At 69.2% G+C, this 6,726-nt stretch carries 8 protein-coding genes; 2 read left to right on the top strand and 6 right to left on the bottom strand.

Going from position 1 to position 6,726, the window contains the following annotated elements:
* The 4 genes from HUX53_RS03140 to HUX53_RS03125 all read right to left on the bottom strand — a co-directional run.
* Nucleotides 1-285 (bottom strand): anti-sigma factor (locus HUX53_RS03140; protein WP_176401662.1); only part of this gene is annotated, 285 nt, incomplete at its 3' end.
* A complete protein-coding gene (locus tag HUX53_RS03135; RefSeq protein ID WP_176401661.1) occupies nucleotides 282-797 on the bottom strand; it encodes a sigma-70 family RNA polymerase sigma factor in 516 nt (171 codons plus the stop codon). The genes HUX53_RS03140 and HUX53_RS03135, both read right to left, overlap by 4 nt.
* 47 nt (nucleotides 798-844) lie before the next feature.
* Nucleotides 845-1,552: a DUF2993 domain-containing protein gene (locus HUX53_RS03130; protein ID WP_176401660.1), complete on the bottom strand. Its 708-nt coding sequence runs from the start codon at nucleotides 1,550-1,552 to the stop codon at nucleotides 845-847.
* 96 nt (nucleotides 1,553-1,648) lie between these two features.
* Nucleotides 1,649-1,903, bottom strand: coding sequence for a MoaD/ThiS family protein (locus HUX53_RS03125; RefSeq protein WP_176401659.1), 255 nt, complete (start codon nucleotides 1,901-1,903; stop codon nucleotides 1,649-1,651).
* Nucleotides 1,904-2,102: 199 nt separating this feature from the next.
* Here HUX53_RS03125 and HUX53_RS03120 point away from each other — a divergent pair, with 199 nt between their 5' ends.
* Nucleotides 2,103-2,819: a response regulator transcription factor gene (locus tag HUX53_RS03120; protein WP_176401658.1), complete on the top strand. Its 717-nt coding sequence runs from the start codon at nucleotides 2,103-2,105 to the stop codon at nucleotides 2,817-2,819.
* Between the two features lie 154 nt (nucleotides 2,820-2,973).
* Nucleotides 2,974-3,846 (top strand): alpha/beta fold hydrolase, encoded by an 873-nt coding sequence (locus HUX53_RS03115; RefSeq protein WP_176401657.1) that lies wholly within the window; start codon nucleotides 2,974-2,976, stop codon nucleotides 3,844-3,846.
* Between the two features lie 76 nt (nucleotides 3,847-3,922).
* On the opposite strand, the gene HUX53_RS03110 is transcribed toward HUX53_RS03115, so the two are convergent.
* On the bottom strand, nucleotides 3,923-5,497 hold the full coding sequence (locus HUX53_RS03110; RefSeq protein ID WP_176401656.1) for a phospholipase C: 1,575 nt from the start codon (nucleotides 5,495-5,497) through the stop codon (nucleotides 3,923-3,925).
* 10 nt (nucleotides 5,498-5,507) lie between these two features.
* Entirely contained in the window at nucleotides 5,508-6,572 is a 1,065-nt protein-coding gene (locus HUX53_RS03105; protein WP_255204866.1) for a Dyp-type peroxidase, read from the bottom strand.
* Nucleotides 6,573-6,726: the final 154 nt, after the last annotated feature.

Raw genomic sequence — 6,726 nt, 5'->3', positions numbered from 1 at the left:
CCCGATGCCCCGCCCGCCGGTCAGCCGGCCGAGCCATCCCCTCCGTCGCTCGGCCGCCCTGGCGAGCAGCCCGTCGAGCAGCTCGGGCGGCGGCCCGGTCACCCGTTCCAGCTGCTCCCGCTCGACCCGCCCGAGCATCGCGGGCAGGCCGGCCAGCCCGGCGAGCTCGTCCCGGCAGGCGGGGCACCGTTCCAGGTGCTCCTCCAGCCGGCTCCGCTCCCCGGGATCCAGCGCGCCGACCACGTACACGCCGAGGGACGTGCGCACGTCCGTGCAGTCGTTCATGGCGCCAACCCCCGCTCCTCCAATGCGAGTTTGAGCGCCCGCAGTGCGTAGAAGGTGCGGGACTTCACCGTGCCGGGCGGTATGCCGAGCGTCTTGGACGCCTCCGCCACCGACCGGCCCTTGTAGTAGGTCTCGACCAGGACCGCCCGGTGCGACGGGCTGAGCCCGGCCAGCGCCTCCGCGACCGTCCAGGACTCCAGGGCCCGGTCGATGTCGTCGGAACCGTCGGCCGTCATCATGACGTGCTCGTCGATGCCGGTCTCGGGCGGCCGCGCGCGCTTGGCCCGGTGCGCGTCCACGACCAGGTTCCGCGCGACCGTGAACAGCCACGGCCGCACCGGACGTCCCGCCAGCGCCTCCGGATGTTTCCAGGCGCGCAGCAGCGTCTCCTGTACGACGTCCTCGGCCTGGGTTCGGTCCCCTCCCGTCAGCCGCAGGACGTACCCGAGGACGGGACCCCCGTGCTCGCTGTACAGGGCGCGAAGCAAAGCCTCATCCGCGGTCGGACCCACACCACGTACACGTACGCCCCGGCGGGCCGGTTCACCCCGTGCCGCGCCTATTTCCGCGTCGCCTGGAGGTCGTTCAGGTGGACGTTCTCGGCCGTCGCGGCGACCCGCAGCCCGTCCGGCGTCGGCTGGATCTGGCTGATCCGCGACCCGACGGGCAGGTCGGCGACCGGGACGAGCCAGGTCAGCTGCCGCTTCACGAGCGCCAGCGGGATCTGCGCGGCGCCGTCCGACCCCACCGACACGGGGGTGATCGCGATGCCCTTCGCGGTCGGCTTGACCTCCACGACCGCGGTCCCGGAGACGGCGAAGCCGAGGATGTTGCCGGTCATCTCCACCGCGAGGTCGTCCCCCTTCGGCTTGATCGACTTCACCTCCTTCGGCGCCTCCTTCTGGATCACCGCGTACGGGATGACGGCGGACGCGGTCGCCGTGCGCGCGGTGACGTTCGCGGAGCTGCCCTTGCTGACCTCCGACAGCGGCGCCTGCACGCCCCGCATGTCGACCTTGACGCCGCTGACGGTGACGCCCTGCTCCGTCCAGTCGCCGATGCCGACCTCGATGTGCTCGTATTCGCCGCCGACCGCCTGCGTGAGGAACGGGATGCCGTGGATGGTGACGTCCGGCTGCTGCTGCAGGTTGTACTGCGCGGCCACCTGCTCGCCGATCTTGTCCTCCGCGACCCGGACGCCGATCCGGTCCGCGGCGACCAGCACCACGGCGACGAAGATCAGCAGCACCAGCAGTACTTTCCGCATGTCTCTCCTTCAGGCTGCGGCATGCGATCGCCACACCTTAGTGCGCATTCAGCCCATACCGAGTCGCACTCGGGAATGACCTTGCGCCGCCTCGCGTCACCCTCCGGCGAACGGCGGCAGCACCTCCACGACCCCGCCCTCGGGCAGCACGACCGACTCGTGCGGCCGGCTGCCGACCGGATCGCCGCTGATCAGGAACGAACTCCGCCGGACGACCCGCGCGAACTCCTCGTCCCGCTTTTCGGCCGCCGCCGCGAGCGCCTCCGCCAGCGTTTCCGCCTCGTACGGCTCCTCGTGCGTCCCCGCCGCCGCCTTGGCCGCCGCCCAGTACCGCATCGTCCCCTTGGCCATGCCCCCAGTGTGGCCCAGGCCGGTCCATGGTCGGCGCAGGCGACTCGGTTATGCTGCTGGGTGAGGGATCCGGGCGACGAGGCCATGGAGTTCATCCGTAAGGCCCTGCACGGCCACCTCGTCCTCGAGCCGCTGGCCACCGCCGTCGGGCCTGAGGATGAGCCGCCTGGGTCCTACGTCTTTTGACGGGAGACGGCACTTGAGCAGCCTGCTCTTGCTGACCAACGCGTTGGAGCCCTCCGACGAGGTCCTGCCCGCGCTCGGACTTCTGCTGCACTCCACCCGGGTCGCCCCCGCCGAGGCGTCCGCGCTCATCGACGCGCCACCGGCCGACGTCCTGCTCGTGGACGCCCGCCGCGACCTCGTCCAGGCCAAGAGCCTGTGCCGCCTGCTCCGCACCACCGGCCTGGACTGCCCTCTCCTCGCCGTCGTGACCGAAGGCGGCCTCGCCGCCCTCAGCCCGGAATGGGGCCTGGACGACGTGCTGCTGCAGACCGCCGGCCCGGCCGAGGTCGAGGCCCGCCTCCGCCTCGCCGTCGGACGCGCCGCCGCCGACGCCGACGCCGACGAGGTGCCCGGCGAGATCCGCAGCGGCGACCTCACCATCGACGAGGCCACCTACACCGCCCGGCTCCGCGGCCGCGTCCTCGACCTGACCTTCAAAGAGTTCGAGCTGCTCAAGTACCTGGCCCAGCACCCGGGCCGCGTCTTCACCCGCGCCCAGCTCCTCCAGGAGGTCTGGGGCTACGACTACTTCGGCGGCACCCGCACGGTCGACGTCCACGTCCGCCGCCTGCGCGCCAAACTGGGCGCCGAGTACGAGTCGCTGATCGGCACGGTCCGCAACGTCGGCTACCGCTTCGTCCCCGACCACCGTCCGGGTGACACCGAAGAGAAGACGCCCGCCCGCACCTGACAGGCCTTGGCGCCCCTGTCCCCCATCCGAGCTACCGGCGACTGTCCACTGCACGGTGATGATCTAGAGGCCGGCGAATCAATAGCGTTCTCGATGTGAGCAGCACGCTCACGCGAATCAATTTCGAGAGCCGATTCTTTCGCCGGAGGAAATGATGATCCGCAAGAAGACCGCCGTTATCGCGATGTGCTGCGCCGTGGCCGGGGCGGGGCTCACCGGTTGCGGCGACATCACGGACTCGGACGCGTTCCCGTTCGGGTCCGCCGCCGACTTCATCGGCGCCAAGAAGATCGAGCTCGATGGCCGGTCGGTGCACGTGTCCTGCTCGGGCGACCTGACCGAGGACGAGCCGGTCATCGTGCTGATGCCCGGACTCGGCGACGGCCTGGACAAGATGGCCGCCCTCCAGAAGACCCTGGGTGAGAAGAACCGCGTCTGCTCCTACGACCGGCTCGGCGAAGGCAAGAGCGACAAGCCGGACGCCCCGCAGAGCCTCGCCGCCACCGGCAAGATCCTCACCGGGGTGATCGACCACGTCGCCGGGGACGGCCCGGTCGTCCTCGACGGGCACTCGCTGGGCGGGATGATCGCCGCTCGCTACACCCCCGAGCACAAGGACACGGTCAAGGGCCTGGTCCTGATGGACGCCACCTCGCCCACCTCGGTCGCCGACATCACGAACGCGATCCCCGAGTCCGCGACCGGGCCGGCGGCCCAGTTGCGCACGCAGTCCCTCGGGGTGAGCAAGGGCCAGAACCCGGAGAAGCTCGTCTTCGACGACGGGAAGGTCCGTTCCGCCGGGGACATCCCCGTGGAGGTGATCCGGCACGGGAAGCAGTACCTCGCGGCCGTCCCCCAGTACGGGCCGAGCCTGGAGCGGTCGTGGACCGAGGGGCAGCGCAAGTGGCTCGCGGTGTCCAGCAAGAGCAAGCTGAGCACGGCCAAGAACAGCGAGCACTACATCTACGTCGACCAGCCCGCCGTCGCCGTCCAGGCGATCCAGCGCGTCACCGCAAAGGCCGCATGACCGCCAGTCGATCTCCTGACCGAGCCGCGCCCGCACCAGCCGACCCCGGTGCCGGGCGCGACTGGCATGCGGACCTCTACTTCCGGCCGATCACGGCTCCCGTGGCCGGATCCAGGAGAACTCGTCCAGCCTTCGGACGCCGGAAGTCGAACATGTGGGTGATGGTTCCGGCGCGGGCGTCGAAGGACGCGTCGCCGATGCGCCCGGTCGACCAGTTGTCCTCGATGAAGCGCAGGATGGACGCCTGTTCCACCGCATGGTGGTCCAAGTAGTTCACCTTCGCGTAGGGCGAGATGACCAGCATGGGGAGGCGCTGGCTGGGGCCGCAGCGGTCTTGGTAACCGCCGGACGCCTTGACCCGCCGGCAGGCGGGCTGGTCCTGGGCCGGGTCATCGGACCCATTGGTGATGCGTGGACGAGCGTGGTCATACCAGCCGTCCGAGTCGTCGTAGGCGAGGATGACCGCGGTCGACTTCCACTCGGGCGACTTCTGGATCTCGTTGACGGTGGACGCGACGAACTTCTGCTCGTCGAGCGGGTCGGAGTAGCCCGCATGGGCATCCTGGTACGAAGGTGCCTTCAAGAACGAGACCGCGGGCATGTTGTGCGCGGCCAGCGCGGCATCGAAGTCCTTCAGGTCGTATTGATGGTTGGCCTGGTCGGTGTGGCCTATCGCGGAGACCGATGACGGCGGCAGGTGCTTTTCGTTCGCCGTCGACTTGTAGTACTGGAACGGCTCGTGATGCGGGCTGTAGTCGATGACCTGGTTCTTGCCGATGTTGGCGTGCGACGTACCGCACACCTTGTATCCGTTCTTCGTCCCGGTCGGACGGAACCCGCCCTCGAACCATCCCCATGTCACGTTCTTCGCGTTGAGGAGGTCGCCTATGTTGCGGCCGGTCATCACCGCGAGGTTGTTGTCGGACGTGTGGTTGTTGTTCGAGCAGTCATCGAACGCCGGGTCCGGGTCGGTGATGACCGTCCCGATGCCTTCGGAGTTCGGGGACGCCACCACGGACGTGTCCGAGACCTTGTCATGCGTTTCGGGGTCAACCGCGTAACCACCGTGCGTCTGGCCCGAGACGAGGTCGAGGGCGCCGGGCGTGGACGGCCCGAACACCGAATCCCAGGAGTTGTCGCTCATCGCGTAGTGCTGCGCGTAGTTCCACATGGCGGTGACGGTGTTGCCGTCGAAGTAGTCCATGACCAGCCCGGGTTCACCGAAGAGGATGGGCTGGCCAGTGCACTTGTCGTGCTCGGTGTACTCGACGAACTTGTCCATGCGGCCGCCGTTGACGGCCTTCTGCTCGGCGCCGTACCCGTGGTTCTGGTCGCAGGTGAGGGCCTGGGAGTGACTCAGCCGCTTCGGGTCGTACCGGTTCGGGTTCCGGGTGAGCAGCTTCTTCGGCAGGCCGTTGACCTTCGGCGTGTGCGCGGCGGCGTGGAAGGGCGTCCCATCGGTGTTGGCCGCCTTCGGATATGTACCGAAGTAGTGGTCGAACGAGATGTTCTCCCCGTAGATGACCACGACATGCTCGATGGGGGTTCCGGGTTCGGAGGGCGCGACCCGGTCGTCCTTGGCGGACGCGCAGGCGACCGCCAACGCCCCGGTGGTCGCCACGGACACGGCCAATGCTGCGAGCTTGCGCATGTCTCCTCCTCTACTGCATGAGTAGAGCCCTGCCGAAGTGGTCCGAGGCGTCCACGACACCCGGAAGTGTGAAGAAATAGCCGCCGCCGAACGGAGATATGTAGTCGGTCAGCGGCTCGTCCAGCAGCCGCTCCTGGACGGCCTCGAACTGGCGCCGCGGGTCCTGCTGGAAACAGGTGAAGACCAGGCCCATGTCGAGGTTGCCGGCCTCGTCCACACCCCGGTCGTAGTTCCAGGCGCGGCGCAGGATGCGGCTGCCGTCGGTCTCGGGGACGCGCGGGTTCGCGCGCCGGATGTGGCTGGTCAACGGGATGACGTTGCCGACCGGGTCCAGCGCGTAGCGCGGCACGTCCCGCTCACGGCTCCCGTCGAGCGGCGCGCCGGTCTCGCGGCTGCGGCCGAACATGCGCTCCTGCTCGGCGAGGCCGACCCTGTCCCAGAACTCCACGAGCATCCGGATGAGCCGGACGACCTGGTACGTACCGCCCGCCGTCCAGCCGGGTTCGGAACCGTCCCGCGCGGCCCAGACGAGCCGGTCCATGTCGACGCCGCGCGACACGTCGGGGTTGGCGATGCCGTCCTTAAAACCCATCAGGTTGCGGGGCGTACCGGACGGCCGTGGCCCGCTCCTGAACCCGCTCACCCGCCACCGGACCTGCATCGCGCCACGCGTATGCCGGCAAACGTCGCGCAACGCATGCAGGACGGTGTCCTCATCACGCGCAGCCAACTGCAACAGCAGGTCGCCGTGGCACCAGGCGGTGTCGAGGTCGTCATTTGGGAAGGTCCGCATCGAGGTCAGGCGCCGGGGACGCCGCGACGCCAGGCCGAACCGGTCATCGAACAGGGACGCACCAACACCGACGGTCACCGCGAGACCGCCCCCAGGCACGTCCGGCCCGAGAATCCCGGAATCGGGCGACGGCCCGGTGACACCCACCTGCGCCGGGGTCCCGCCGCTGGTCAGAGCCCGTCCGCGCACGGTCAGCGCCCGGAACAGATCGACCAGCTCGGCACGCCGCTCGGCGATCACATCGAACGCGACAACGACCGCCCGCGCCTGCGGCTCGTCCAAGATCCCGGCCTGATGAACGCCATGAAACGCCGTCGCCGGCACCGCCGCCCCTTATACCCATCCGACGCCGCCGACGGACCGGGTGACCCAAGCTCCCGCCGACCCCACACCACCCACAAACAAAAAACAACTAACACCACAGCGAGCCCCACAC

Origin of the sequence: Actinomadura sp. BRA 177 (assembly GCF_013372625.1) — a bacterium.
GTDB lineage: Bacteria > Actinomycetota > Actinomycetes > Streptosporangiales > Streptosporangiaceae > Spirillospora.
This window is presented reverse-complemented; position numbering and strand designations above follow the sequence as displayed.